Origin of the sequence: Paenibacillus azoreducens, assembly GCF_021654775.1 — a bacterium.
GTDB classification, from domain to species: domain Bacteria; phylum Bacillota; class Bacilli; order Paenibacillales; family Paenibacillaceae; genus Paenibacillus_AQ; species Paenibacillus_AQ azoreducens.
Genome location: NZ_AP025343.1, coordinates 3,596,639 through 3,622,414, shown reverse-complemented (window position 1 = coordinate 3,622,414; position 25,776 = coordinate 3,596,639). Strand labels below are relative to the sequence as shown.

The 25,776-nt window shown below is 43.9% G+C and carries 30 protein-coding genes and 1 pseudogene; 20 read left to right on the top strand and 11 right to left on the bottom strand.

Annotated elements, in window-relative coordinates; all coding sequences use genetic code 11:
- Window positions 1–109 precede the first annotated feature (109 nt).
- The 7 genes from L6442_RS15925 to L6442_RS15895 all read left to right on the top strand — a co-directional run bounded on the left by L6442_RS15925 (window position 110) and on the right by L6442_RS15895 (window position 5,198).
- A complete protein-coding gene (locus tag L6442_RS15925; RefSeq protein ID WP_212980767.1) occupies window positions 110–796 on the top strand; it encodes a DUF6273 domain-containing protein in 687 nt (228 codons plus the stop codon).
- A 79-nt stretch (window positions 797–875) separates the two neighbouring features.
- A complete protein-coding gene (locus L6442_RS15920) occupies window positions 876–1,772 on the top strand; it encodes an RCC1 domain-containing protein (RefSeq protein ID WP_212980768.1) in 897 nt (298 codons plus the stop codon).
- 243 nt (window positions 1,773–2,015) lie between these two features.
- Complete coding sequence (locus L6442_RS15915; protein WP_212980769.1) at window positions 2,016–2,579, top strand: uridine kinase family protein; 564 nt, start codon at window positions 2,016–2,018, stop codon at window positions 2,577–2,579.
- A 418-nt stretch (window positions 2,580–2,997) separates the two neighbouring features.
- Window positions 2,998–3,399, top strand: a complete 402-nt coding sequence (locus L6442_RS15910; RefSeq protein ID WP_194234314.1) for an Rrf2 family transcriptional regulator — start codon at window positions 2,998–3,000, stop codon at window positions 3,397–3,399.
- Between the two features lie 61 nt (window positions 3,400–3,460).
- Window positions 3,461–3,619, top strand: a complete 159-nt coding sequence (locus tag L6442_RS32970) for a DinB family protein (protein WP_336513163.1) — start codon at window positions 3,461–3,463, stop codon at window positions 3,617–3,619.
- Between the two features lie 359 nt (window positions 3,620–3,978).
- Window positions 3,979–4,248 carry a hypothetical protein gene (locus L6442_RS15900; RefSeq protein ID WP_237100342.1) on the top strand — a complete coding sequence of 90 codons (270 nt, stop codon included), beginning with the start codon at window positions 3,979–3,981 and terminating at the stop codon, window positions 4,246–4,248.
- Window positions 4,249–4,286: 38 nt separating this feature from the next.
- Window positions 4,287–5,198 carry an NAD(P)/FAD-dependent oxidoreductase gene (locus L6442_RS15895; RefSeq protein ID WP_212980770.1) on the top strand — a complete coding sequence of 304 codons (912 nt, stop codon included), beginning with the start codon at window positions 4,287–4,289 and terminating at the stop codon, window positions 5,196–5,198.
- 277 nt (window positions 5,199–5,475) lie between these two features.
- Here L6442_RS15895 and L6442_RS15890 read toward each other — a convergent pair whose 3' ends face one another.
- Complete coding sequence (locus tag L6442_RS15890) at window positions 5,476–6,288, bottom strand: class I SAM-dependent methyltransferase (protein WP_212980771.1); 813 nt, start codon at window positions 6,286–6,288, stop codon at window positions 5,476–5,478.
- Window positions 6,289–6,520: 232 nt separating this feature from the next.
- On the opposite strand from L6442_RS15890, the gene L6442_RS15885 reads away from it, so the two are divergent.
- Window positions 6,521–6,904 carry a DUF1259 domain-containing protein gene (locus L6442_RS15885; RefSeq protein ID WP_194234309.1) on the top strand — a complete coding sequence of 128 codons (384 nt, stop codon included), beginning with the start codon at window positions 6,521–6,523 and terminating at the stop codon, window positions 6,902–6,904.
- 229 nt (window positions 6,905–7,133) lie between these two features.
- On the opposite strand, the gene L6442_RS15880 is transcribed toward L6442_RS15885, so the two are convergent.
- Complete coding sequence (locus tag L6442_RS15880) at window positions 7,134–8,201, bottom strand: M42 family metallopeptidase (RefSeq protein WP_212980801.1); 1,068 nt, start codon at window positions 8,199–8,201, stop codon at window positions 7,134–7,136.
- 368 nt (window positions 8,202–8,569) lie between these two features.
- On the opposite strand from L6442_RS15880, the gene L6442_RS15875 reads away from it, so the two are divergent.
- From L6442_RS15875 to L6442_RS15865, 4 genes are all read left to right on the top strand, one after another.
- Complete coding sequence (locus L6442_RS15875) at window positions 8,570–9,022, top strand: hypothetical protein (RefSeq protein WP_237100341.1); 453 nt, start codon at window positions 8,570–8,572, stop codon at window positions 9,020–9,022.
- A 5-nt stretch (window positions 9,023–9,027) separates the two neighbouring features.
- Window positions 9,028–9,375: an FAD-dependent oxidoreductase gene (locus tag L6442_RS15870; RefSeq protein WP_237100340.1), complete on the top strand. Its 348-nt coding sequence runs from the start codon at window positions 9,028–9,030 to the stop codon at window positions 9,373–9,375.
- 84 nt (window positions 9,376–9,459) lie between these two features.
- The gene (locus L6442_RS33115) at window positions 9,460–9,588 is read left to right on the top strand and encodes a TetR family transcriptional regulator (RefSeq protein ID WP_244871471.1); all 129 of its coding nucleotides are present in this window, start codon (window positions 9,460–9,462) and stop codon (window positions 9,586–9,588) included.
- A complete protein-coding gene (locus L6442_RS15865) occupies window positions 9,588–9,926 on the top strand; it encodes a TetR/AcrR family transcriptional regulator C-terminal domain-containing protein (protein WP_237100339.1) in 339 nt (112 codons plus the stop codon). The genes L6442_RS33115 and L6442_RS15865 overlap by 1 nt, the downstream gene beginning before the upstream one ends.
- 344 nt (window positions 9,927–10,270) lie before the next feature.
- On the opposite strand, the gene L6442_RS15860 is transcribed toward L6442_RS15865, so the two are convergent.
- On the bottom strand, window positions 10,271–11,128 hold the full coding sequence (locus L6442_RS15860) for an SDR family oxidoreductase (protein ID WP_212980772.1): 858 nt from the start codon (window positions 11,126–11,128) through the stop codon (window positions 10,271–10,273).
- Window positions 11,129–11,359: 231 nt separating this feature from the next.
- Between L6442_RS15860 and L6442_RS15855 the strand changes: the two genes are divergently transcribed.
- Window positions 11,360–11,953, top strand: coding sequence for a TetR/AcrR family transcriptional regulator (locus L6442_RS15855; RefSeq protein WP_212980773.1), 594 nt, complete (start codon window positions 11,360–11,362; stop codon window positions 11,951–11,953).
- A 391-nt stretch (window positions 11,954–12,344) separates the two neighbouring features.
- Here the strand turns inward: L6442_RS15855 and L6442_RS15850 are convergent, their stop codons facing one another.
- The 4 genes from L6442_RS15850 to L6442_RS15840 form a co-directional block, all read right to left on the bottom strand.
- Complete coding sequence (locus L6442_RS15850; protein ID WP_212980774.1) at window positions 12,345–12,461, bottom strand: YjcZ family sporulation protein; 117 nt, start codon at window positions 12,459–12,461, stop codon at window positions 12,345–12,347.
- A 211-nt stretch (window positions 12,462–12,672) separates the two neighbouring features.
- Window positions 12,673–12,834: a phosphatase PAP2 family protein gene (locus tag L6442_RS32965; protein WP_336513162.1), complete on the bottom strand. Its 162-nt coding sequence runs from the start codon at window positions 12,832–12,834 to the stop codon at window positions 12,673–12,675.
- Window positions 12,803–13,093, bottom strand: coding sequence for a hypothetical protein (locus tag L6442_RS15845; RefSeq protein WP_237100448.1), 291 nt, complete (start codon window positions 13,091–13,093; stop codon window positions 12,803–12,805). The genes L6442_RS32965 and L6442_RS15845 overlap by 32 nt, the downstream gene beginning before the upstream one ends.
- Complete coding sequence (locus tag L6442_RS15840) at window positions 13,066–13,446, bottom strand: DedA family protein (RefSeq protein ID WP_237100338.1); 381 nt, start codon at window positions 13,444–13,446, stop codon at window positions 13,066–13,068. The genes L6442_RS15845 and L6442_RS15840 overlap by 28 nt, the downstream gene beginning before the upstream one ends.
- Window positions 13,447–13,773: 327 nt before the next feature.
- Here L6442_RS15840 and L6442_RS32960 point away from each other — a divergent pair.
- Window positions 13,774–14,109, top strand: a pseudogene (locus L6442_RS32960) (Chromate resistance protein ChrB).
- 112 nt (window positions 14,110–14,221) lie between these two features.
- Here L6442_RS32960 and L6442_RS15835 read toward each other — a convergent pair.
- Entirely contained in the window at window positions 14,222–15,238 is a 1,017-nt protein-coding gene (locus L6442_RS15835; RefSeq protein WP_212980802.1) for an alpha/beta fold hydrolase, read from the bottom strand.
- A 142-nt stretch (window positions 15,239–15,380) separates the two neighbouring features.
- On the opposite strand from L6442_RS15835, the gene L6442_RS15830 reads away from it, so the two are divergent.
- Complete coding sequence (locus tag L6442_RS15830; protein WP_212980803.1) at window positions 15,381–16,310, top strand: LysR family transcriptional regulator; 930 nt, start codon at window positions 15,381–15,383, stop codon at window positions 16,308–16,310.
- A 724-nt stretch (window positions 16,311–17,034) separates the two neighbouring features.
- On the opposite strand, the gene map is transcribed toward L6442_RS15830, so the two are convergent.
- Both map and L6442_RS15820 read right to left on the bottom strand, forming a co-directional pair.
- Window positions 17,035–17,781 (bottom strand): type I methionyl aminopeptidase, encoded by a 747-nt coding sequence (gene map, locus L6442_RS15825; protein ID WP_212980775.1) that lies wholly within the window; start codon window positions 17,779–17,781, stop codon window positions 17,035–17,037.
- A gap of 5 nt (window positions 17,782–17,786) precedes the next feature.
- Complete coding sequence (locus tag L6442_RS15820; protein WP_212980776.1) at window positions 17,787–18,389, bottom strand: TetR/AcrR family transcriptional regulator; 603 nt, start codon at window positions 18,387–18,389, stop codon at window positions 17,787–17,789.
- Window positions 18,390–18,659: 270 nt separating this feature from the next.
- On the opposite strand from L6442_RS15820, the gene L6442_RS15815 reads away from it, so the two are divergent.
- Entirely contained in the window at window positions 18,660–19,295 is a 636-nt protein-coding gene (locus L6442_RS15815) for a TVP38/TMEM64 family protein (protein ID WP_212980777.1), read from the top strand.
- A 202-nt stretch (window positions 19,296–19,497) separates the two neighbouring features.
- On the opposite strand, the gene L6442_RS15810 is transcribed toward L6442_RS15815, so the two are convergent.
- Window positions 19,498–20,238, bottom strand: coding sequence for a YheC/YheD family protein (locus tag L6442_RS15810; RefSeq protein WP_237100337.1), 741 nt, complete (start codon window positions 20,236–20,238; stop codon window positions 19,498–19,500).
- 581 nt (window positions 20,239–20,819) lie between these two features.
- Here L6442_RS15810 and L6442_RS15805 point away from each other — a divergent pair.
- The 4 genes from L6442_RS15805 (at window position 20,820) to L6442_RS15790 (ending at window position 25,618) form a co-directional block, all read left to right on the top strand.
- Complete coding sequence (locus L6442_RS15805; RefSeq protein ID WP_212980778.1) at window positions 20,820–21,350, top strand: DUF3841 domain-containing protein; 531 nt, start codon at window positions 20,820–20,822, stop codon at window positions 21,348–21,350.
- A 98-nt stretch (window positions 21,351–21,448) separates the two neighbouring features.
- The gene (locus tag L6442_RS15800; protein ID WP_212980779.1) at window positions 21,449–22,369 is read left to right on the top strand and encodes a poly(ethylene terephthalate) hydrolase family protein; all 921 of its coding nucleotides are present in this window, start codon (window positions 21,449–21,451) and stop codon (window positions 22,367–22,369) included.
- 372 nt (window positions 22,370–22,741) lie between these two features.
- Window positions 22,742–23,200 (top strand): cupin domain-containing protein, encoded by a 459-nt coding sequence (locus L6442_RS15795; protein WP_194233158.1) that lies wholly within the window; start codon window positions 22,742–22,744, stop codon window positions 23,198–23,200.
- A 486-nt stretch (window positions 23,201–23,686) separates the two neighbouring features.
- Entirely contained in the window at window positions 23,687–25,618 is a 1,932-nt protein-coding gene (locus tag L6442_RS15790; RefSeq protein ID WP_212980780.1) for a fructose-1,6-bisphosphatase, read from the top strand.
- Window positions 25,619–25,776: the final 158 nt, after the last annotated feature.

Here is a 25,776-nt window from a genome sequence, read left to right as displayed (position 1 = left end):
TTATAGGAGACAATAGCCGACCACACAAGGATTCCTGGTATATCAAACGAAATCTTGCATGAATGTTATATGATCGAAGTTGAAATAAAAAATCGAGGAGGAAAACTTAATGGAAAAGGGTCATTTGGCTTTAACGTACCGTAACCTAAAGCCCGGCGAATTCATTACGTTCGGCACGTATCCGCAGTCTGTTGACGGTAAAAAACTGGCGATTAAATGGCGTGTTCTTCAAAATTCAGGAAGCGAGCTGTTTGTTTTGAGTGAGTATATTTTGGACTGCAAGAGGTATCACGGCAAGAACGCGGATCTGAAGTGGCGCGATAGCATGGAAATGACGTGGCATGACTGCGATTTGCGCGAGTGGTTGAATGATGTATTCTATAACGCTGCGTTCAGTGACGCCGAAAAACAATTCATAAAGACCACTCATTGCACGGACAACGGAGAGGGCTGCCCGGATACGGAGGACAAGGTCTTTCTGCTTAGCGCTGCCGAGATAAAAGATTTATCTGAGATCCACGGCAAGGATTTGAGGCGCGCGGTTGGAACCGATTTTGCCAAGACGAAAAGGCCCGATGGATGCAGCTTATATGTATATGATAAAACGAACAAAGATAACTATCTCATCAGAGACGGCGAAGAAGTCGGCTGTTCCTGGTGGTGGCTGCGAACACAAGGAAACAAACCTTCACGTGCGTTTTTTGTAGGTACAGATTGCAGTATCCGCAGCTATGGAAACAACAGTATAGACGGTTATGGTGTGCGTCCTGCTTTAAAAATGAATCTTTCACGATAAAGATGGAAAACGAGAAAATACCCAGCCAACGATGATTGTAAAGTGAAGGAGTTAGGTCTTGATTTCAAGGAGGTAAGACATGGATTACATTACACCGAAAGAAGCGGCGTTAAAGGCGAAAAGGTGGCCCAAAAATACCATAGCGGCGGGCCGCCGTCATACCATTGCTCTTAAATCGGACGGTACGGTGACGGCCGTGGGTGATAATAAACATGGCCAATGCGATGTAAGCGGCTGGCGCGATATTGTAGCGGTCGCGGCGGGTAATGTTCATATGGCGACAAACACGGGTAATGCTCATACGATCGGTCTTACATCTGACGGCACGGTGGTGGCTGTGGGTTGGAATAAGCATGGCCAATGCGAAGTAAACGACTGGTGCGATATTGTAGCGGTTGCAGCGGGTTGGCGTCGTACCGTCGGGCTTAAATCGGATGGCACGGTGATGGCTGTGGGTCGAAATAATGAAGGCCAATGCAATGTAAGCGACTGGCGTGATATGCTGGCGATAGCGGCGGGTGACTGGCATACCGTCGGGCTTAAATCGGACGGCACGGTGACGATTGTGGGTAATAATCGGTATGGCCAATGCAATGTAAGCGGCTGGCGAGGTATTGTGGCGATAGCGGCGGGTAGTCATCATACGATCGGCCTTAAATCGGACGGCACGGTAGCGGCTGTGGGTTGGAATAAGTATGGCCAATGCGATGTAAGCGGCTGGCGCGATATTGTGGCCGTTGCGGCAGGTTGCGCTCATACTCTCGGACTTAAATCGGATGGTACGGTGGTGGCTGTGGGTTGGAATAAGCATGGCCAATGTGATGTAAGCGGCTGGCGCGATATTGTGGCCGTTGCGGCAGGTTGCGCTCATACTCTCGGACTTAAATCGGATGGTACGGTGGTGGCTGTGGGTAATAATGAATATGGCCAATGCGATGTAGGCGGCTGGCGTGGCATCCAACTGCCTGGCAACTAGTTTTCAATATGAATCACACATCTGCATCCAATATTGATCTCGTATGCAGGCCAATGCCATTGCCCCGAGAGGCGCGTTGTTTATCCAGTGTCTACAGAAGAAAACTTTGTATTTTACGATCCGGATGGTAATAAATTTGACGTAAATGAATCGTAAATTATGTGCGAAGGATTTACTTGCAGTTGGTAGAATATTATTACTTTACTATGGAAAGTCTTAAATACAAAAGAGGAGCTGGTAGAATTGAAACCTATTATAGTAGGAATTGCAGGCGGTTCGGGCAGTGGGAAATCAACTTACTGCGAAATTTTAGTTAAGGAACTTAAAGATTATCAAGTAGCTGTTATCTCAACAGACGATTTCTATAAAAAAGATTTGCCAAAGATGATATCGCCTGTATCAAATGTGGAATACGACGATTTTAACCATCCAGATGCATTGGACTATAACAAATTAGTGGAATACATAAACAACTTACTGAGTACTGAAGTGCATCCTGAAGTAGTTATCTTAGAAGGCATTTTCACACTTTACTTTGAAGAGTTAAGAAAAATGTTAGATTTAAAGATCTTTGTTGATCTTGATTCAGACGAACGCATGTATCGTAGGATAAGCAGAAATATGAAAAATTGGGGGGTAGGTCTTGATGAAGTTGCAACATATTACTTAGATGCAGCAAAACATAGAGAAGTCGAATTTGTACTGCGTACTAAAAATTTTGCCGATATAGTCATTAATGGTAAACATCTAGAGGGCATATCGAAAAATATTATCAGTTGTTGGATAAGTAATATGATAAGAAAATGAGTCTTTCCTGATATGAAGCAACTCATATTTCGTACCTACAGAATCGGTGTATTTGAATTTGCAGAAAGGGTTTGGCTAAAAAACACTTGTGTTGACGCAAACACACCTTTATGGAAGCGGACAGTGAAATATGCAACGGCAAAGGCAGCGATCACTTTGATCAGCTGCCTTTATTCAACTAATAAAAAAGGACGCACATGCTGCGAGCGAGGTAGGGAAGTGACATGAGCTGCTCGAACCTATGGAAGCATTTTAGCAGGAACCTCCAGACAAGCTCATCAACTCATTGAAGCGTTAAGGCACTTGGATTAGAATGGCCTACTTTTTCAAGAAATACGCAGGTATGGTTTATCCTTGACGGAATGAAACATAATAGTTATTATAGATTTATTAAGTCTGTGTTTGAGGTGATTACGTAATGAAGTTCTCCAAGGCTACCGATTATGCCCTCCATACAATGCTCTTTCTTACTGCGGCGACTCCTCAAAAACCAATAGGTGTACAGCAGTTGGCGGAGCGACAAAATGTGTCTCCAACCTATTTGTCCAAAATACTGACCAAATTGGTGAAGGCGGGCATGATTGAATCGATAACGGGGGTAAATGGCGGCTATCGACTCAAACGAAATTGGGAAAATATTTCGTTCCTAGATATCATTCATGCGATTGAAGGCTCGGCCTCCTTGTTCGATTGCAGTTTCGAACATGGACCAGGATGTCCGATTCAAAAGGTAGTGTTATCGGCAGAAGAGAAGATGGAAGAAGAGTTGAGAAATCAGAAGATGTCTGATCTTGTGCGGGATCTGAATATAGTCATATAATACCTCTTTTTTTAAGCCTATTAAAGATAACCAATATCTTTAAACTCGATAATCGATTGATATGCGGATATTACAGATGAAAGAATGTACACCTTATTATCAAAAGGAGAGTGAGAAGATGAATGTATTCGAGAGCCAATTTCATCATAGAGGACAAATTGTAAAAATGGGCAGGCAACTCGGGTATATCCCGCCGAAAATGAACCTCGTTAAACCTTAATGATTTCATGGAGATGCGTTTCAAAGTTTGAATCAACCCCTGATGGGTACGGCAACGATTCCTGTTTTCAAGGCCTATGCCCTCCATAGATGCTCTTTCTAGATGCGGCTACTCCACAAAAACCAATGGATGTAAATCAGTTGCGGAGCGGCAAAATGTATGAATGCTTATATAATATTTATTTTTTCGCTTATTAAGGATATCTAATGCCTCTAATGTCTATATTTATCTTCTGTTTGGAATGCTATATATCCAGAATATATTGACGATTACCAAGCCGTTCTTGGTACCAAGGCCCTTGTCTTATGAGGAAATTCTCTCGATTATTATAAAAAAACAGGTGATAAATATAACCAAAAATGAACTGTTTGATTCGGCGGTATGGGGAAAAAGCCTGGAAGGAAGATCCGTACACGGGAGTAAACAAGCTGAAGAGGGCAGGCGTCGATCCAGCGCATTCATTTGATTCATCAGCCAAGCCGTTCGATAAGGAGGTGTTTAGCGAAGAAGGCAGGCGAAGGGCTAGATGGATTATGAACTGGCTGAAGGACGTTGGTGGCTCGGGAAATGAAAACAACGACAGTCAGCATATGTACGACAGAGAAGACCGTATCCTGCGGTCGCCATAAATAACGAATAGCATACTAACGAGGAGGTTTAAATATTTATGAACAAAGTGGATGTAGCGATTATCGGGGGAGGTCCCGCCGGTTTGAGCGCCGGACTTACGCTGGGACGGGCGAGGAAGCAGACGATTGTCATTGATGAGGGACGTCCCCGCAATGCCGTGACCCGGGAGGCGCACGGGTTTTTGACGCGGGACGGAATCAGCCCGAGTGAATTCCGACGTATTGCGAAGGAGCAGCTGCGCGCCTATCCGTCGGTTGCCCAGGCGGAAGATACCGTAGTGTCAATCTCGGGGGAGGACGGATACTTCTTACTGGAGACGGCCACAGGGGTGAAGATCGCCAGTAAAAAGCTGCTGTTTGCCGTAGGCATGAAGGATCGCAAGCTTGAGATTCCGGGATTGGCCGAGGTCTACGGAAAGAGTGCGTTTGTTTGCCCGTATTGCGATGGTTGGGAATTAAGAGATGAGCCACTGGTTGTCATTAGCAGAGGAGCGGCACTCATGCATTTCGCTCCATTGTTGTCGGGGTGGACGAAGCGGTTTGTCGTCTGCACGAATGGCCCCGATGAATTGAGCGAGGCTGAACGCGATGAATTGCGGGACCATCATATTCCGCTATTCGATGCGCCGATTCGTGCCATTGTATCCCGCGAGGGTATGGTGAACCATGTTGCGCTTGAGGATGGGACAGAAATTCCGTGTACGGGAATCTTCTTCAAGTCGGAACTGGTTCCGGGAACGGATTTGCCGCAGTCCCTTGGCTGCCGCATATCGGATTCGGGGGTAATTGCCGTCGACGAATTTGGAAAATCCAGTGTCCCTGGCGTTTACGCAGCGGGTGACGCATCTTCACTAATGCATCAATCCATTGCGGCAGCCGCATCAGGGGCTAAAGCCGCGGCAGCAATAAATGGAGAATTAAATCTGGAAGCTTGGCAGAATACACAATAAATGATCCAACCATCGGCTAGCGGCTCTGGATTTTGTCCAGAGCCGCTATTTTTTGGGAGGGAAATCCTGCACGTTAGTTGAAAAGGTATTCGATCAGCTTGCAAGCCGGATTGCTCAAGATGTCTAATGACACAAACGTGCCTACATTGTAGGATCATGATACAAAAGCACGTTAAAATAGAAATATGACCGCAACGTGGCCAAAGGTTCGCTACCTGTTCGAAAACAAAATTATCACGTTTTGATTGATGAAAATAGGAAGATAAGCTATCGGATATTATAGTTTTCTTGCCTTGATTACAAAAGTTACAGGAAGCATCTTTGCTTTTTTTGCAAAATCGCTGATATCGTCCCGCGATTGCATCATATCATCATCCGATTGCTCAATCATTTGCTCAATGACAAATCCCGCCTTTGAGAGCGCATTCACATAGGTTGATAGTTTACGGTCCGATAATGTTAGCGTACTTTCGGCAAGAGATACCGAATACCAAGATTCATCGAAGTAACATTTTTTAAAAACAAGCATATCATTTTCTGCAACAACACATTTATGTATGGGGTGAGACCAACTGAAAATAAATACGCCGTCTTTTTTTAGGTAAGAAGCAATCCGGGAAAAAGTACCCTCAAGGTCGGTTGTCCAGCCGATGGCATAAATCGAATAAACAAAGTCAAAATAATCCTCCGGTATGCCACATTTTTCTTCCATGGGAGAACAGATCAATTTTGCTGAAAGACCGCACGCCGTCAAATGTTGCTTTGTTTTTTCGAGTTGGTTTTCCGATATATCCATACCCCATAGTTCAGATGCGTTGCGTTCCCCCAGATATTGCAAAGATCGACCGCTTCCACAGCCTATCTCCAGCATCTTTTTCCCCGTGACATCGCCAAAAAGCTGGCATTTTTCTTCTGAGACAAATGCTCCATAAAGAGGAAGTGAGGTTGCTCCCAAAACATCATTTCCTTTTGTATCCCAAAATAAGCTGTTTGTTTTATGAACAACATTCTTATCCATGTCGACCGAGATGGCGACGCCAACCTCGCCAGCGCCTATAATGTTTGTTCTATAAACAGAATTTTTGTCCATGCAGACACCCTCCCCAAATATAAATACTATGAGAGTGAACGTATATCCCGAATTGCGCGTTTTCCCAATAACACATATCGAACACGAACATCCGCTCTATTAACCCCAACATAATATACCTTTTTTCTTTCAACTAATCAACCCAAAATTATCCATCCAGCGTCATATAAGTCCAATCCTCTTCTCTCTTGTTGAATAATATATATTACTCAAAATGAGAGGGGAGACATATATGGCTATTACTGAATCTCTTTGTCGGCGTTTAGCCCAAATCCTAGGTGGAAAAGGGCAGCACGAAAACAACGAGTGCTCAATCATGGTAAAACGCAATCTCAACGCAAAGATACTAGGCAAAAAATATGACACTGAGCATGAGATCGTGATCCAATCCTTAAAAAATGGAAAATCCCTGAATACAGGCGAAATTACTTTGTTGCAGCGAGAAGTTCAGCAATTTATACGGCAGGCAGCTAGACTTGGGCTAAAAGTAACAGCGGTTCACAACCATTGGTTATTCGATACGCCTCGTCTCATGTATGTACATGTAGAGTCAGTAGAGAACCCAATAGTATTTGCCAGAAAATTGGCGTCCATTATTAAACGGTTAAAACCCTAGAAGCAGCATGCAAGTATCATCGAGCATTAAACTAAAGAGTACGATAGTTGAATAACAAATATTGTTGAACAGGCAGGCTACCGCAACCTGCTATTTTTATTATGGTTTAAGCCATAATAAAAGAGGTCAACCAGTAAAAACTGGCTGACCTGATAATTCGAAGGAGTAAGATAGTTCAATTCTTTGATCGCACATGGCACCAAATAGGAAGAGGGGACGCAGTCGCTCCCTACCCTTGGCCGAATGTAAGTTCCTTCACTTTGTTTTTATCCAATCGTTTGATGACTTCGGTGATCAGCTTCACGGCGTTTTCGAAATCATCGCGGTGGAGAATCGCCGCATGCGTATGAATGTATCGCGTTGCAATCGAAATCGCAAGCGACGGTACGCCCCCGGCTGTCACGTGAATGGCGCCGGCGTCGGTGCCGCCTCCTGCGACATAGTCGAATTGATAAGGAATGCCGAGCTCATCCGCTGTGTCGGTAATGAAGTTGCGCAGACGGCGATGCGAGATCATCGATCCGTCATAAATGAGAATTTGCGGCCCTTTGCCCATTTTGGCCAGGGCGTCCTTCTCGGTCACACCCGGCGTATCGCCGGCAATTCCTACGTCAACCGAGAAACCGATATCCGGTTGAATGACATTTGCGGCCGTTTTCGCTCCGCGTAAGCCGACTTCCTCTTGAACGGTGCCGACGCCGTATACGGTATTCGGATGCTCGACGTCTTTCAGCTGCTTCAGCACATCGATCGCAATGGCACAGCCGATGCGGTTGTCCCATGCTTTGGCCATCAGCATCTTTTCATTTTTCATCACGGTAAATTCGCAAACCGGTACGATGGAGTCGCCCGGGCGAACACCGAACTCCGTAGCTTGCTCTCTGCTTTCCGCGCCGATATCGATGAACATCTCTTTTTTGTCAACTGAATTTTTGCGGGCTTCCGGCGATAAAATATGCGGCGGTTTCGAGCCGATCACGCCGGGAATGTTCCCCTTGCGCGTCATGACAGTCACACGCTGCGCTTGCATCACTTGCTCCCACCATCCGCCTAGCGGTTGAAAGTATAGGAAGCCATTGTCGTCGATCCGCGTCACCATGAAACCGATCTCATCCAAATGTCCGGCTACCATAATTTTAGGGCCGTCCGGAGTCGTGCCCGTTTTTTTGGCAATCAAGCTGCCGAGATGATCAACCGTCACTTCGTCAGCGTAAGGAGCAATGTGCTCCCGCATAACGTCGCGCACTTCGTCTTCGTGACCTGGTACGCCGTTGGCGTCCGTTAGAGCTTTTAACATTTGCAAGGTAGAGTCCAAGAATATTCCTCCTCCATTATTAATGACTATCAATCTATTATATATAACTATACAGATCAAGTCATTAACTGGAAAGAGATCGCCTTATTCCCTGCGCACGATCCCAATTCGCTGTCTTGCCTCGGCACGTTTTCGAAGAACGGATGGGGTTACATGCCCCGGGACGGCCCGTCCCCGAATCTAGATCATCCAATTAGGATGCTCCAGACTGTCGATAAAGTCGGCAGTTTTTTTGTCTATCTTCTTTATCGATGTCGGTAAAGCTCCACGTACATGGCGAACTAGGTGACAAGATCAGTTTCGGATACCGATTTACCCACTATGAAAGGTTAGAAAACGGACGCTTAAGAGTGTGGTTCGATAATGGGGAGCATATGGATGCGGATGTCCTGGTCGGTGATGACGGTGGAGGATCCAAAGTCCGGCATCAGTACAAACCTGAGGTGAAAACTTTCGATACTGGGGGCAGGGCTCTTTATACCAAGGTATTTCTGGATGATGAGCGGAGAAAGGAATTGAACATGCTCATTGGGGATGGCAGCATGAGATGCCTTATAAATCCAGAAGTAGATGCTCCGTTTTCCCTTCTTCTTGAAGACATAGCTTTCAAGCCGAATATTGAACAATTTCCGGAATCCATGTCCCTTAATGTGAAAATTTCTCCTCAACAGGATTACCTGTATGCTGTATTTGCGTGCTCGCCTGAGTGGTTCGGGATTCCTGACGAGCAGCTCTTCCAATTGAAGGTTTTGAATTGTTGTCTTTTGCTCAAGCGAAAACCAAACATTGGCACCCACAAGTAAAACGGATGCTGGAATTAGCGGAGCCTGAGAAAACGGCTGTTTATCACCTTCGTAACGTTCTGCCGTATAAGCCTTGGAAAGAAACGACCAATCTGGTTTTGCTGGGAGACGCCCTGCATCCCATGACACCGGCAGAGATCGGTGGGAATGCGGCTCTCTTTGATGCCTATGAGCTCTCGAAGGAATTAATCAAAGTGAATAACGGGGAAAAGGAACTTTTGGCCGCTTTTCGCGATTATGAAGTGAGTGCCATTGAACGTGGGATGAGGGATGTTCGGCTTTCCTCGAAAGCAGGAGAAAGTATGTTCAACCAGAAGCCGTTGCCCACTGAAGATGTAGAATTGGAGGAATAACTAAGTTTATTTTTTAATTTCGTTTGGAAAATAATAGCAGCCCCATGGAAGCTTCTCTCAGACCAAGGAATCGAAAATTTCACTATGAGAAACCTCTCCAAGGAGTTGAATGTTCAAGCCCCCACGATCTACTGGTACTTCAAGAGTAACAGATCAGCGCAACTGTTATTCGGAGCAAGCTTCAGCAATTCCCTTGTTCCGGTCAGCTTCTGATGAAGTCAAGGCCAGAGGCTGACTTTATGGAATTGTTCGAATGTCTATTGCAGATAATCGAACCTACTTCATTGACGGATAAACAAAAATCTTCATATACAACCCATTTTTTTAACTACGTCATCCATTTTGTCGTTGAAGAATATGAACAACGTATGTTGCAGATATCATTAGAGGAGGATCATAACGAGAATACCCATGAGGATCTATCGCAATTTACATTGCTTCAACGGATGCACGAAGAAGATATGTTTAAATTGATGGGTTCTGATGTACTCTTTAATTCCGGAATTCTCTTATTACTTGATGGAATAGAGCAGAGGGTTAGAAATGTTTGAAGAGAATGGTCATGGTGGGACTAACCACTTGCATCAAAAGGCCTTTAATATCCTCGGGGTTACAGACACATGATTAGGAACGAGGGCCACTCTATCGGAGTGGCCTGTTTGTCGTAAACAACATGTCGTATACGAAAGCGAAAAAGCATAGGGAGATACAGAGTATCGTAAATCAAACAGTAATCTCTCATCTTATACGAAATATTGTTCATTGTCCCTACCATAGCAGCCGGGTTTTAATAACTTTTTTTCAACACGGTACCCGCCTTTTGTCAAGGACGGATCAGAGCATCCATAGTGTACACCCCTCTTCCGATGTTACAAAACAAGTCAGTGTTAACGTGTTATTGAGAAATCGAGTCTTTTAAAAAGTCCGCAAAATTCACTGGGGATCTGCCAATCAGGTTTTCCAAGGCGGGATTGGTTTGCGAGAAATCTCCCTGTCGGCTTGCCTGAAACATCCCCGTAAGCATGCCGACCATCGCTTCCGGGAGTCCTCGGGACAGTAAGCGGTTCCGATATTCATCGTCCGACACGACCATTCGCCGAATCGGTCGGTCCATGATCTTGGAAGCAATCGATGCGATTCCATCCATGTCAATCGCTTCGGGAGCCGTAAGGTTAGGAGTTATACCGTCATATCTCTGCTCTGTCAGGATGACCGCTGTGGCTTCAGCCAGGTCGGAATGGGCGGTCCAGGCAACAGGACCATCTTCCGGAGCAATCAATTCCCCTGTTTTCAAGGCATCCCCCATCCACATGATCGCTGATGCGGCATAAAAGCCGTTTCGCAGCGACGTGAAAGGCATTCCCGAAGATTTTAGCAACTCTTCTGTAGCAGCATGAACGTCCATGGGAGGAAAATGCGACGTTGCAGGCGAAAACATTTGGCTAGTGTACAGCAGTCGACGAACACCGGCTTTCTTTGCCGAGTCAATTGCGGTTTGATGATGACGAACAGCAACTTCTCCCAAGGAGTGGGACGAGATCATGAGAACCTGAGAGGCTTCCTCAAAGGCGTGAAGAAGACTTTCGGAATCATCGAAACTTCCTTGCCGAACACGAACTCCGAGTTCTTTTAGATCCTGTGCCTTGTGCACATCACGGACACTTACGCCAATATCTCCGGCAGGAACACGTTTGAGAAGTTCCTCTACGACCTTCCGACCTAATTTTCCATTCGCTCCTGTAACAACAATCATTTCTACTCATCCTTTCGTTTGCAAATCAGATCATGAGTTTCTTGCCATACGATTTGGTTTGTGCAATCATAACCGTATAAGTGCGTGTTCAGTGACTTTTTGAACAACCTCTTATGTAAAAGATAAAAGGATTGAGTTATGCGAACAACCTGCAAAAAGCTGTTTTTGTTGTGTTCCCAACATTTTTGTCCTTTTGTCTGTTATTGGAGTTCAAGAGAAAGAGGGGATAAAATGTCGGTAAATCCCGAGGATCCGCGTGTTAAAAGAACCCGTCAATTGTTCGTGCAGGCTTTTAACGATTTGGTTGGGAAAAAGAGAAACATCTATTCCATTTCTGTGCATGATATCACAAATCAAGCAACCGTAAATCGCACAACATTTTATGCGCATTTTCAGGATAAACATGACTTTCTTGAATATTGGATGACGGAAAAGTTCCAAATGACTATAAGGGATAGACTGCCGGAAGAAACAACATGCAATGCCGACAATTTGCGAATCCTTATTCAAACCATATTCGATTTTCTTTTGCAGTTTCAACAATGTCGTACGCCCGGAGATAAGCAGTTTGAAGCGATGTTTGAAAATGCCATGCATCAGGATCTTCATCGGCTTCTGCTTAAACGGGTAAATGAAGTGGACACACAGGGCTTTTCGCAAGAAAAATTGGAAGCGATGGCACTCGTTATCAGTTGGGGCATATTCGGATCGGCTTTGCAGTGGAGCCGGTACCCTCAAAATCGCTCAGTGGAAACGATGTTTGAAGAAGTCATTGAAGTTATATCCGTCCAGTTGGCCCCTTTTTGGGAGCAAACAGCCAGCTAAAATATTTTGTTGCTCTTTCGCCACCTGGAACGAAAAGCGGCAATGCGGGCTTCCCACTTCTTTTGTATATCTTCTGGCCATGAATAATATCCTCCCTGAATGGATTCTGAGGAGGATTATCTCATGATTATTGCAGGAAAATTACGCAATTATCGCTCTTTATCAAATATAAAAAAATTCCCATTCTCCAAAAGCAGAATGGGAATTTTTTAGTTAGAAGGATAGGCGACTTACCTTAAGAATGGATGAACTTCTTGTTTTGGCGGTTAAAGTTACGCTACATTATATGCATCGGTTATTCAAAACGCTCCAAAAAAACAAATAAATCCCGCCAGCATAAGCTAGCAGGATTTAAAGAACAATGTTCAGTCCATTTTCACGAAAAATTTACTTACCAGCAAAAAGCTCTAAGAATGATAACCAGCAAAATGAAGAGAACCAGAATCGCTCCAATATTTGTGCCAAAACAACAATGGCCATAACCTACTCCTGCAACAGCTCCACTCATTTCTTACTCCTCCTTAAATTAAATTACAATTTATCTTATGGATTAATTAAATTTTGGTAAGGGCATTTCGGTAAAAACCGGAACAGTTGTCCATGGTTTCTCATTATCTCCAATTTTTCCGCATGGAAATTAAAAAGGCCAATCCTACATTTTTGTAGGACGGGCCTTTTCTAAATTGCTCAAGAGATTTAAGAATGCACTAACTGATTTGTCATCCATCCAATGAATTGTCACTCCGTATCTTTTTTGATATCCGAAAAATCTCCAATTGAATGATATTTAGGCTCAGCCACGCCCCACCAAATACATAACCAGAAACAACATCACTTGGATACTGTATGTTAAAGTAGATGCGACATATGCCTACAAGCAAACATATGAAAACAACAAAGAATATTGCTGCTATCCGAATTAAAGCATTGCCATAATGCCGAATTTAATAAATAAGCTGCAAATCCGCATACCGTCATAGATATTAATGTTTGCTCGCTTGGAAAGGTATAAGGCGAATTAGAGCCAATGGAGGCAGGTCCAATGCGATGAAACAGCAAACGGAGTCCTTCATCCAGCGCTTCTCCACCTATTACCACCCATGCGAATGATGTTAATTCCAGCAGACGATCTTTTCCCATAAACAAAATCCAAATGCTTGTTTTGTTAATGGCTCTTTATACTTCCGATACAGATAGAAAATAATGATGGCTCCTGCAGCGATAAATCCGGCAATAAGCATATACCTGTTAAATTTATGATGATACAGTTCCCATTTTGGACCCAGCACTTTACCGAAGGAGATAAAGGTAGTAGTCCAGAAGAAAGCGCCGCTATAAGCAAAAAGAGCATATTTTCGAAACGAAATACGTGTCACACCGGAAAAATAACCCGTGATATGGCGAACTCCAGGAATGAAAAAGGCAATGAATATGACCTTGTTTCCGTACTTTTGAAACCAGCGTGAAACTTTATGAAGTTTATCCGTTCCCAAATGAACGTATGAGCCATATTTTTCGAAAAATGAAGTACCTAATCGAGAACCGATTCAATAGGCTAATGTCATTCCGGATGCAGCACCAAGACCAGAAGATAAAATGGAGAAGAACCAACTCAACTTCCCCTGAAAAACAAGAAGCCCCGCATAACTCATTAATATTTCTCCTGGAAGCGGTAAGGCTAGCATTTCAAGAAAGAGGCCCAAAAAAGAACAAAGTATCCGTAATGCTCTAACCAGTTGACTAGATGTCCCACAATTAGATTCCTCCTGTTTGAAAGAACTACCGCCTGTAATTAATCATTTTCACCTATTTCGGTTTTCTTGTTCCCCATTGATGAGTTACATCGTGTAAATAAACAAAGGGACAAGGAATACGACGAATTTTTGGAAGGATGCAATCTGTTTCTGAATGAATTGGAGAACGAAACGCAAAAGGGAAATTTCACATATCACGAAGTGGAAGAAGATGAAGCTGATCTAATGAAATTAAAATGATGGTTTCGCAAGATCGAAAAGAGGGATTTTTTCAAAAGTGCTCATGCTCCTTTGGCGAGAAATCAATTAGATAATTGTGAGATCAAATTAGCTCATTTCACAGACCAAGTATACCGATCTGAAGGAAAAATTGAGGGTGAAATATTTCATGGCGGCTCATAGCTGCCATCGTTAAGCAAACGGGCAGAATTGCTCAGCAAGCACGACCACATAAAAAGAAGGTCAACCAGTAAGTTCCGGTGACCTCATAATAGATCGGGGCAGGATAGTCAATTCAATTTGTACTAAGCGCCAACAAGCGTTTTAAGTTGTCATCAATAAATTGATTATCGGCACTGTTGATTCCGCGACCGGCAAAATGGCCCCAAATCGACTCGATAGGATTAAAAACAGCATTAGGCATAAGCTTAGCTTCGTATTCGTTATCGTCCGCCGGGCAGAAGATATCCGTGCTCCCTGGCATGACGCAGGCAAGCGCTTTAATGCTTCCCAGCGCCTTATCGAAATCTCCGTTATAAGCGGGGTTTGCACTAATATCTGCATTTTGGCCTGTCCATAACATGGCCAGGACATTGTGCGGATCCATCTTCATAAAGCTCTCTTCCCAGACGCCAACTATAAAATCTGCCAATGAGTCAAATCCCAGCTCACGATAAAGTTCCTCTCTGTAAAACGCGTCCGATACGCCCCATCCCGCATAGACACGGCCGACGGCGCGCATGTCCGCAGAAGTCAACTGGTTTAGTTTACTTGCATCGAAGCGGGCTGCAGCCATGAGCGGAGCTTTCATTCCTTCCAGGACCACATACGTTTGGGGCCAAGTCTTGGCTACTCCGGCGAAAGGTGCAATACGTTCCACCATATCTGGATAACTTGCTCCCCATTGGAATGCTTGAATGCCTCCCATGGACCAACCAACGACGAGAGCGATTTTTTGAATACCGAATTTTTCGGTCATCAGCCGATGCTGAAATTTAACGTTGTCATAGATGGTTACCTGCGGAAAATTAGCCCGGTCGAATGGGGGAGGCGTGTTACTGGGAGACGAAGATAATCCGTTGCCCAGCAAATTTGGAACGATAATGAAATATTCTCGCGGATCTAGTGCCATGCCGTTTCCAATCAACCATTCATTCTGAACATGCTGGTCGCCAAAAGCAGTTGGATATACGATGACATTATCTTTCTTTTCATTCAATCTTCCAAAAGTCTTGTAAGCAAGAAAAGCGCTCGGTAAAGTCACTCCTGATTGCAAGGTTACGTCACCCAAATCAAAAATCTCATAATCCATCATATTGTCTCTCCCTTCAAAATCAAACCATACATTAAGAATGTATTTCTTGTTGTTAGTATAGATCTGTGCTACTCTCAATAAAAGTGAATAATATTCAAATCAGTATTCAATAATATTGAAAATAAAGGGGGACCGTATGATGGAATTGCGCCAACTGATTACGTTCCGCACGGTTGCATCAACATTAAATTTCAGTCGGGCTGCGGAAGTGCTGAACTATGTTCCCTCCAATGTCACGATGCAAATAAAAGCATTAGAGGATGAGCTTGGTGTCCGGCTTTTTGACCGCTTGAGCAAACAGCTCGTTCTCACAACGGAAGGCAAGCGCTTTTTAACTCATATCGAAGACGTTCTAAACAAATTGGATGAAGCTCGTAGCGTCGTACATGACAATGAAAATTTAAGCGGCACCCTAACGATCAGTGCCAATGAGGTTATTTGCGCTTATCGGCTTCCAGCTGTCTTTCAACGATTTCGTTCGCAGCATCCGGGAGTTCGTCTCATCTTCCGCTCCGTCCCCAATCAAGAGCTCAAGCAAACACTCTTTGAGGGAACTGCGGATGTTGTCTTTATGTTGGACGAGCCCATTCGCTCGAGCGGACTTGCAGTGGAATCGTTGGTGGAAGAAACTTTCCGCTTATTCGCTGCTCCAGATCATCCGCTCGTAAAACGAAATGTGCTACAGCTTGAAGATTTTCATGGAGAAGTATTCTTGACGAATGAAAAGGGTTGTCCCTATCGAACCATGTTTGACCGGTCATTTGAGAAAGAGGGCATTGATAGCATTACGTATTTAGAGTTTCAAAGCGCCGAAGCCATTAAACAATGCGCAATTTCGGGAATCGGTATTGCCTTTCTTCCTCAAATCGTAGCGGAAGCCGAAGTTGAACGGGGCGAACTTGTTGCCCTTCCGTGGCAAATTCCGGACTTGCACGTGTATACACAGATGTCATGGCATAAAGACAAGTGGCTTTCACCCATCATATTATCTTTTATAGAAGCGGCAAGGGAGGTTCTCGCTATAGAGGAGGAGAATAAACAAGTGACCGGAAGTCTGCTGAGGAAATAGTCAACGGACTGGGGGGATGGTATAAACCATGCCTTCTGGTTTGGTGCTATTGTTGCACTCGTTGTGATTGTGCTTGCTTTGTTCAGCCGAAAAGAGAAACCTGCGAAAACGGAAAACAGAGGCGTCAACATGAATGTCTGTCCAACAAGTCTCCGGCTCCTCCGGCATCTGGTAGGAATTCAGGATCTTGGAAACTTCCAAAAGACTCTCCTTGAGGAAGGAAGAGGCTCCGTCGTTGTAAACAAAGAGGTATTAGATAAATAAACGAGTTTCTTCCCTTTACAGTCGAAAGTTGAACTGTAAGGGGTTTTCTTCTCTTATTGGAAAAACTGTACAATATGCAGGATGATAAAACGTAACAATAGGGAAGGAAAGCTATGAAAAATATCGGTATCGTTTGCCAGGCCGATATCTGCCGAATTGTACTTCCTATAGAACTCCGATGGAAGAGGAGCTTGGAAGAATAAGACCCGGTTGAGGTATACGACAAGAACATATATCGTTCACTCTGTTCGAACGGGCAGGGGAACGAGGAAAAGTAATAATACCTTCCCTGAATTGCGCTAACGGGACACGTTAGCTTATATGTTCGGATCTTCTGGAGCATAACCAGGGAGAGATCCGAAGCAATTCAAGAAAAACATAAATCGGCCCTTTCACAAACATGCGAACAGCGGCCGATTTTTTTGCTTGAAATCTGGAATTTAAATAAAAAGATTGAATTCTATTGTTCGGTCAATATAATCGGGCCATCCGCAGTAATAGCGATCGTATGCTCGTACTGTGCGGAAAGCGAGCCGTCAGCGGTTCTGGCGGTCCATCCGTCGGCATCAACCGTCATGAACGCTTTTCCGGCATTGATCATCGGCTCGATCGTAAGAACCATCCCTTCCTTCAGGCGGAATCCTTTGCCTGGATTCCCGACGTGGGGATAATTCGGTTCCTCGTGCATCTCTCTTCCTACGCCATGTCCGAGCAGATCGCGCACCACCGAAAATCCGTTTCGCTCGGCGTGGGATTGAACCGCGTGCATCACATCGCCGATCCGGTTACCGACTACCGCTTTTTCGATGCCAAGATATAAGCATTCCTTCGTTACCTGCATCAGATTACGGGCTTCTTCCGAGACTTCGCCGACCGGATAACTCCAAGCAGAATCGCCGACCCAGCCGTCCGCTTCCGCTACGATGTCGATGGTGACAATGTCGCCTTCCTGGAGCGGCTTCCGGCTCGGAAAACCATGCGCAATGACGTCGTTGACTGACGCACATGTTGCAAACGGATAACCGTTGTAGCCTATCGTATAAGCCTTGGCGCCATTCTCCTTCAGGAACCGTACCGCAAACGACTCGATATCGAGCGTCGTGACACCCGGCCGGATCATGCCTGCGATGGCTTGATGAAAAGCAGCGACGATTCGGCCGGCTTTTTTCATTTCTTCAATTTCAGCTTTTGATTTCAGGATGACCATTCCATTTATCTCTCCTTTGCCTGTATGCCTGAAAAGATCATATCGACGATGCCTTCCACATCCATCTCGCTTTGCATATTGTGGTGGATGTTCAATGCTGTGCAGCCAACAAGCGAGCCAAATATCAGATTAGCTGTTTTCTCCGGTGATTTGGAACCGATTCCTTCACGAATCAATTCCACAAACGGCAAATAGATCCGTTGCTGAAAATTGTCAGACAGCTTGATGAACCGGTTTCCCGGGAAGTGATGAAAATTATCCGCAACCGTTTTAAGCAAAATAAATACGGAAGGATCCTGGATGCACATCCGCAGGAGCAGTCTGGAGAAAGACTCAGCTTTATGCAAACTGCCGCCGTCCTCCGTCAAAGCGGGCAGTACTGCCGACTCCGTTCGATATAGGGCATCCCACAGTAAATCTTCCAAAAGCATGTGCTTATTTTTGTAGTAATGATACACGGTTCCGTAGCCGAGCTCTGCCTTGACCGCAACATCGCGTATTTCCAATTGAATGCCCTTCTCCAAATATACTTCCGCAGCCGCTTGCATAATTTGGTTCATCCGCATCTCCCGGATCGCTTCATTCTGTTCTTTGGTACGTGGTGACATGGCTCCTCCTTTTTTAGACCTGCAGTAATGTCAATGTAAAATTAATATACATCATCTAGAAGTAAGGATCAAGTACTTAGAACCGCCTGTTTTTTCGGATAGAGCTTTATTCAGCAAAGGAAAAGAGTCGGGGAAAATTGCGCCTTATGACGGACCAATGAACAGCACGGCGGTACACAGGAAGATTATCAAGAGATTGCGTGAGTGCTTCAATCAGCAAAACCTGTAGTATAATGAAATCACTTGGAGTTAGAGGAGGGATCGCTTTCAATGGTTGGCGCTGAGATCAGCTTAATGGAGTATTTTACGGAGCAAAACATCGAACTCTTTTTGGAGCGTTTTCGCTCGCTGGGGCCGCTGCCCGGCGTGCTGCTGACTTTTCTGAAATCATTTGTTCCGCCACTGCCTACCATCGTGATCGTTGGGGCTAATGCCGCCATCTATGGGTTGTGGCTGGGTTTTTTATATTCGTGGATCGGGCTCGTCATGGGCAGCTTGCTTACGTTCTGGCTGATTCGCAAAGCGTCCAATACACCCTTTATTCGGCGCTGGGCGGCCAAGCCGAAAGTACAGAAAGCCATGGTGTGGGCGCAGAGGAACGGGTTTAGCTTCGTTTTTCTCTTAAGCCTGTTCCCGATGGGGCCGTTCGTCGTCATTAACATGGCAGCGGGATTAACGCGAATGCCGACGCTTTCTTTTGCGGCAGCTGTAGCTCTAGGCAAAGGAGTCATGGTATTCTGCGTTTCCTATATCGGAACGCATCTGTCCGATTTTATCGACCAGCCCATCAAGTTTATCGGAGTGGCGTTTTTTATCGCGGTTTCCCTATGGTTGAACCGGAAGTTGCAAGCATATTTTACGTCCTCGGCGGCTGTGACGCCCGAGCCCGCGGACACCATGGAATAAGGCGCGGAGAGAACTTGGAGTTAATTTATGTAAAAGAACAATGATGATTACGCTCCCTGGCCGTTCAGCCAGGGATTTGTTCTATATTTCTCCTATTTACCCGAAAACGGGATGAAGGAAAGAATAACGTGACGTCATTTATTATCAAGTATACGGCTGCTCTTCTGTAGATGGGATTGAGAACTTCGTCCTAACTTATTGCTTATCCTTTAATTTTTGAGTATCTTAGAATCCTATTGTACATCGTTTTGTTCCTCAAAGTGTTAAAAATGCTCATATCAGGCTTGGTATTAATTTCCAATACCCAGGGATTCATTTTATTATCAATGGCTATATCAACTCCGAATGCTCGTTTACTTCTATAACTTTTACCAAGGACCGTGCTTGCATCTTTCCCTAATCTCTCAAGTGATTGAATGTACTGTTTCCTTGATTCGCCATTCAGATGTGATTTGAGTAAGGTGTTAATAGATAAGGGAGTTCCTCCAGAATGAAAATTCGTTACTACTTTATTACGCTTCGCTTGTCTTCCGATAATTCCGGTGACATCTAATGTTCCTTTTCCATTCTTTTGTACCATAACTCTGATATCAAACGGACGATTATTGTGTTTTAACAGTTCAATCCCTTCTTGAACAACATATTTATCCCTAATTAGAATACTTTGAATTGAAGCATATAAGTCATTTAATGAGCTAAACATACGTGAATTCGAACCAGTGCGTAAAACAAAGCTGTTCTCGCCCCTGTTGATTTTATATATCCCATGGCCGCCTGTTCCCTCATCGGGTTTTAAGTAAACTGATCTATACAACTTCAGCATGATTTTAAGGTTTGACAGAGTTGCTGTTCGAGTGTCCGGCAAAAATTTGCGTATCATTTTATATTTCTTCATGAATTTATATTTTCCTAATTTCCCCATTTTATATTTTTCCTTCTTCACATAATCTACCTCCAATTGCTTCGCAGAAGTATAAAAATCATTCATATTTCTAGCCCTAAGGCTAAAGAGAAATGAAGTTATAGAAAGAAAGCAAGCTTATTATGTTTCCAACATAGTTCAGATCGGCTCCCGTCACAGTGGCTCGGTGAATCTTGCCTAACAAATTAATCTAAGCAATGATCCGGACTTCTGTATTCACATACATACGCTTCAGTCTCTGCTCAGGATTGTGCGGATACCTAAGTCTCCAAAGAAGTACCAGTATTAAATTCGCAGATGGATTTTAAACAATGGAATGAGAGAAGGCCATAGTGGATGCCTGGAAAATGGGAGATTTATGATGATGCGGGATCGTCATGATCGGTGGCTTTATACAAGGTATGCTGGCAAAAGTAGCGGGGAAGATGAGTATTTTCACGAATGTTCATCGCGGTGTCGCAGTTAATGTCCAATGAAACAAAGTTACCTACATATTAAATGTTAAGAAAGCCGGAACTATGGTATTATTCCCTCATGATAGGCAGTGAAAAGAGGGGTCATATTAAAATGAATTCAACACTGTAGAATCGAGGGGAGAGTACTTGCGGTACTGGACGATACAAGCTTTAGAATCTTGGGAAGAAGCCGAAAATTCCGGATATCTGGAGGGCAACAAAGATTACCTAATGTACCCTGAAGAGTATAAATGGATGATTGCTCGGATGAGCAAGCGCCTACCGAATTACGATGGTAGTTACCCTGTGTGGGTTTGGTTAAAGAAGCCTGATATGAGGGGAAACAACCATTTTGAAGGTGGTGGAAAGTGCGTGCGCTTAACTCTGGATCTGGATCCTGAAGATGTCCTCTTATCTGATTTTGATGATTGGCACTGTATTTTGAACAACACTTTTAACGCTGTAAGTGAAGACGAATGGGATAAGTTTTATGCCGGTGAGCTACAAATGACTAAAGAACAAAGCTGGGAAAGAATATTCGATCTGGAGCTTCAGCGAGACCCCATCTGGTCGGGGGATGCACCAAGGGTACTGCAAGGAGTAACTGGCAAAGTGACTTTGGATAAAGTTAAAAAAGTTGAACACTTTGTGGCCCGACAACAGCCAAAATGGATGTAATGAAACATAACTACATCTTTAACGTATATCCCTTTAGTTTCATAATTTTAACAGAGAAAACGATAGAGAAACCTATAGACTATCGTAGAGGTCACGTTATGTCGGTTTTGAAAAAACGAAAGTGGATTTTATGGTTGTCAGCCTTACTCCTTATCGTTGCAGTTCCAATAACAATTTTCATGCAAATAATCATTCATTCTAATGTACCAGAACTTGCAGAAGGAAGCATTGAGCAGCGGTATGCACAGCGAGGAAGCTATCATGTAAAGGTAAAAGAAGTTAAGAATGCGAGCGGAGAGGCCTTATTTAGAATATACTACCCGGCATTTCAAGCAGACGAATCCTATCCTGTTATTTCTTGGGGGAATGGAACTGATGCCACGCCAGATCGCTATGATGGGCTCTTAACTCATCTTGCTAGCTGGGGATTCATTGTAATTGATTCCTATAGCAAGACAACGGGAACAGGCAAAGAAATTGTGGAGGCTATTGATTATTTAAAAAATGAAAACCAACTAGCAAACAGCTTGTTTTATCAAAAAATACAAATGGAGCAAATTGGTGTAGCTGGACATTCTCAAGGGGCTACCGGGGTCATTAATGCCCATACCAACTATACAAGTGGATCGTTGATTAAGACGGTTGTATCCATTGCTCTCCCGAATTTGAAGTATTGCGATCCAGAAGATGTGTACGATACAGCACGTATTACCGTTCCTTTCCTCATTATGGGCGGTACACGAGATTTTCTAATCTCACCGGTATCGACGAATCAATTAGCCTTGCATAATACTAACGCAAGCACGCCTGTTATGATGGGGATGGCAAAAGGTGCAGCACATACAGCGATTGAAGGTGATGGTGGCAATCATAGGGGTTACTTGACGGCTTGGATGAGATATCAGCTGCTTGATGATCAGGAAGCCATAAAGGCATTCTATGGGGATTCTTCCGAGATGATGCATAATACAAATTGGGTGGACGTTATACAAGCAAATATGGAAATCATTCAACGTTGAAGAATGTTCACAAAAAAGTTCAGGTTTATCTATTGTAAATAGTTATGTAGAGGATAAACTAAAATGGAGCATGTAATTTGAATCTACAGCGTGTGGAACAACAGTTTCATTCACGTTTAAAATGTAATAGAGGACTACAAAGGCGTAGTCTTTCTAAAGCAAAGAGGCTTAAGGTTATAGCATTCCTACTTGATAGGAAGCGGTATAACTTTAGGCCTTTTTGTGTTTATTTTCTGGAATGGGCGATGAGGAAATTTTTAGCCGAGAACAGAATCGATGTTCAAAAGTGTATCACAGCTGTAATGGTTGCTATGCTCATTGCAAGTAAAATGGTTCCAAAAAACTGCACCTAAGAGGTAGAGGAGGGTACCCATGAGTATCGATAAAAAGATGATTGAAGAGATGGTTCGTAAAATCATCATGGAAAAAGTAGGGGCTGATGCTATTGAACAGAACATTCATAGAGGTCCTGGGGGGATTACTTCTGTTAAAGTGCCAAATATGAAAGTAACAGAAGAGGATCGTCTCGATACAGGCAACCCTAATGATGTCGTCTATTGTAAAGATCTTTTTTCGCTAAAGGAAAGTCCAAGACTTGGCTGCGGTATCATGGAGATGAAAGAAACAACCTTTGACTGGACACTTAACTATGATGAAATTGATTATGTGATTGAGGGACATCTGGATGTTATCATTGATGGTACAAAGGTGTCAGCTGGTCCAGGAGAAGTGATCCTGATTCCGACAGGAAGTAAGATTCAATTTTCTGTGCCAGAATATGCACGATTTATCTATGTAACATATCCGGCTAACTGGGCAGAACAAGCGTAAACATTCTAATCACTTCTCGCCGGAGGAAAGGTACAGATTTACGTTTTTAGACCGAGACCCAAGAAAGCCGACATGATTGTATAGATTTAACTGTAAATTAAGTCCTATTAGAAAGTCGCTAATTTAGCGGCTTTTTTGTATTATCGGAACAATTGTCCCGATTGCCGTAAAGGACAAGAATAAATACCTTGAGATTTATTGAGAATAAAGAATTTGTCTATTCGGATAGTTTCTGATCGGGTAGGATAATGTAGTTTCAGTTATAATAGCTGTTAGTAAGAGTCCAAATGATGCAGTGCAGGACGTATTTTTAGGGTGTGCGACATGCATCCCGAACGTTTGGAGGAGCCGAAGGCGTATTCATGCAAAATGGTAACCAATCGCTGCCCCGATAATCTGCAGAAGTCGGCACGAAAGAATAGGGAAAGTGCACATTGGCCCGTGGCTCCCCGAACCGATTCGGTAATGAAAAGGGGGACATCTGTTTTGGAAGCGCAGTTTCTAGATTTATTGGCCCAAAAATACGATACGGAAGAAAAAGTCATAACAGAGATCATCAACCTTGAAGCGATCTCCAATCTTCCCAAGGGTACAGAGCATTTTGTCAGTGATTTGCACGGGGAGTTCCAGGCTTTTCAGCATGTACTAAGAAACGGTTCGGGTAATGTCAAAGAGAAAATCAAAGACTTATTCCGTGAGGTTTGGACGGATAATGAAATCAATGAATTTGCGGCGTTAGTTTATTATCCGGAAGAAAAAATACAGCTTGTAAAAGCAGACCTGTGCAATAACCAAGCCTTGAACCGGTGGTATAGACAAACGATTGAACACATGCTTAAGCTCATTTCTTATGCCTCTTCCAAATATACGCGCTCGAAATTGCGTAAAGCTCTGCCGGAGCAGTTTGTATATATTGTAGAAGAGCTTCTATACAAGACGGATTCGACCAACAATAAGGATCCTTATTATGAGGAAATATACCGGCAAATTATCTCCTTGGGCCAGGCGGACAAGCTCATTATCGGCCTTGCTTATACGACCCAGCGTCTGGTGGTTGACCATCTTCATGTGGTCGGAGATATCTATGACCGCGGGCCTGACCCCGATAAAATTATGGACACGCTGATCAACTACCATTCCGTAGACATTCAGTGGGGAAATCATGATGTCCTGTGGATAGGCGCCTATGCGGGCTCCCTGGTCTGTCTTGCGAATATTATCCGGATCTGCGCCAGATACGACAATCTGGACATCATCGAAGACGTATACGGAATCAATCTTCGCCCACTGCTGAACTTGGCGGAGAAGTACTATGATGATAATCCGGCCTTCAGACCGAAGCTGCAGCAAGGCCATAACGTATCAGAGCAGGAAATCCTGCAGATTACCAAAATTCATCAAGCCATTGCCATGATCCAGTTTAAGCTTGAAATCCCGATTATAAAGCGACGGCCATATTTTAATATGTCTGAAAGGCTTTTGCTTGAGAAGATCGATTACGACAAAAATGAAATCAAGATACGCGGAAAAACTTACCCGCTGGAAAACACCTGTTTCAGGGCCGTAAATCCGCAGCAGCCTGAACAATTGCTGGATGAAGAGCAGCAGGTGATGGAAAAGCTGCTATTCTCCGTTCAGCATTCCGAAAAGCTGGCCAGACATATGAATTTTCTTATGAAGAAAGGCAGTTTTTATTTAAAATACAACGGGAATCTGTTAATCCACGGCTGTATACCTTTGAATGAAGAAGGAAACATGGAAGAAATGCAGATTGAAGACAAGACGTATTCGGGCCGCCAGCTGATCGATGTCTTTGAGTATTATTTACGTTACGCCTTTGCGCATCCGGAGGAGACGGATGATCTGGCTACGGATATGGTATGGTACATCTGGACAGGGGAATACTCCTCGCTCTTTGGAAAGAGAGAAATGACCACCTTTGAACGGTACTTTATCCAAGATAAAGAAACCCATAAGGAGAGAAAGAACCCTTACTACCATTTGCGTGAAAATGAAGAAATCTGCCGGAAAATCCTGCTGGAGTTTGATTTGAATCCGGATTATGGACATATCATTAACGGCCACACTCCGGTTAAAGAAATTCGTGGAGAGAACCCGATTAAAGCTAACGGGAAAATGCTCGTCATTGACGGCGGTTTTTCCAAAGCCTATCAATCCACAACGGGCATCGCCGGATATACCTTGTTGTATAATTCCTTTGGGATGCAGCTCGTCGCCCATAAGAAATTTAATTCAAAAGAAGATGTGTTATGTAACGGAACAGACGTATTGTCTGTAAAAAGACTGGTGGACAAAGAACTGGAGCGGAAGCTGGTGAGGGAAACCAATGTCGGGGAGAAGCTTCTGCAGAAAATCTCAAATCTGAAGAATCTCCTGGAATATCGCTACATGAAATGAAGCAGCTGCTAAAGGTATAAAGAGCCGCCCAAGGGCGGCCTTTTATTTAATTTCTTTTCATCGCCCGCTCCGTGACCACGATCCGTGCCTGAATGCCTGTCGGAGGGACAAGAACCCGTAATCATAGCCGAATGGGTATTATCTTATTTTGCTTTTCC